This window comes from Sulfurospirillum tamanense (assembly GCF_016937535.1).
In the GTDB taxonomy this organism is placed as follows: domain Bacteria; phylum Campylobacterota; class Campylobacteria; order Campylobacterales; family Campylobacteraceae; genus Sulfurospirillum_B; species Sulfurospirillum_B tamanense.
In genome coordinates this window covers 1-1,411 of the sequence record NZ_JAFHKK010000057.1, presented here as the reverse complement: position 1 = coordinate 1,411, position 1,411 = coordinate 1, and the positions used below count along the sequence as shown (strand labels likewise).

Annotated in this window: 1 protein-coding gene; it reads right to left on the bottom strand. The window is 35.4% G+C overall.

What is annotated here, in order from left to right:
- Positions 1-1,095: 1,095 nt before the first annotated feature.
- Positions 1,096-1,411, bottom strand: a 316-nt coding sequence (locus JWV37_RS12580) for a hypothetical protein (protein WP_205460229.1), incomplete at its 5' end; no start/stop codon positions are given.

Below are 1,411 nucleotides of genomic sequence, written 5' to 3'. Positions count from 1 at the left end.
ATCTTCCTCCAGTGGCCGCCTTGTTCTAAAGCGTGGAGCGTGAAATGCTTTCATTGCTAATCCTTTTTAATTTATTTATAAATTATTGTACTATTTTACGTTTCAAAAGTAAAGGGATTTTAGGCTAAAAAACATTAAATAATTATCTAAAAAGCATTTAAAAGATATTGAATTAATATTGTATTTATTTTATTTAGGTATAATAAAGAATAAGAAAATAAAGGAGGATGACATGCAATTTTTGAAGAGAATGGGAGTGAGCTTGTTTTGGTATGTGCTTAATTTTCTTTTAAATGTAAGTGTATTTGTTTGGGGATTTATCACTGGTGTGTTTTGGAGATTGGTAAAGATTGCGTTGATTTTCATTGTGTTTTACAATGTGATTTTTTGGGGTCAGTAATTGACCTCCTAATTTCTTCCTCCCTTTTTTAAGCTAGGTTTTATAAATATTGTATTGTTTTTGTGGTAGTATATGCGCAGTGAAGAAGATGAATCGACTCAGGTTTGGCGAAGTCTGCTAACTTCTCCCTCGCACCTATCCATCTTCGTTTAACAGGTTTTTTTCTTTCTGTGTACACTATCTAGTAGATGGTGTACACAGTGACAATGATTGAAATTAATGTGACTAACATTTCAATGCGTTTCCACATATTGCTTCTCCTATCTCTCGTAACCACATACCTAGAGCAAGTCAAAAGTGAAACTTGAACGAGTTATTTAGATCCGCTAACCTTGTAAGAGATAGAGCCACATTTCATTCCATCAAAGAACCTTAACAAAAAATACTCAAATAGCAGTTTGAGCTTCATTGTTCATCTACTCCTTTGGAGTTTCTAATTTTAACTTTTTGAAGATTTGCATTGGATTAAAAATGAAAAGTGTGATTTTCAAAACAAAGTGTTTGAAATACCGATGGGGTGGGGATTTGTGAAAGTACTTTAAGGTTTGGGAAAAATGTCCAAACCTTAAAGTACTGAGTTTGTGGGGTTTGTGTGTTTAAGCTTTGTTCCAAAAGGGAGAAAGCTTAAAAGGATTTCACTTATTTAAAATATTTTAAACATGTCTAAAAAACATCAAAGAAGAATTGGAAAGATATTAGAAAAGTTTAAGGCGGGAGCCAAGGCTATCACTTTGATTGCTCTTTCTCTCGCTCTCTCTCGCTCTATTCTCAATCCATTCCCTATTCTCTTCCGCACTCATGAGCCTATCGGGTATTTCCTTGCCTTGTGCCTCTAACGCACTTCTCTCAACCACACGTCTCTTTTCTCGTAGCTCCTTGAGCTTTGGTTCGTACTGGTCAATGAGCTTGCGTTCTTCTTTGTCGTACTTTTCCCACAAGGCACGTTTTTTCTCTCCATACTCTTTTTGCACCTGTGCGCTCTGTCTGTCTATGCGCTCAAGCTCTTTTTGT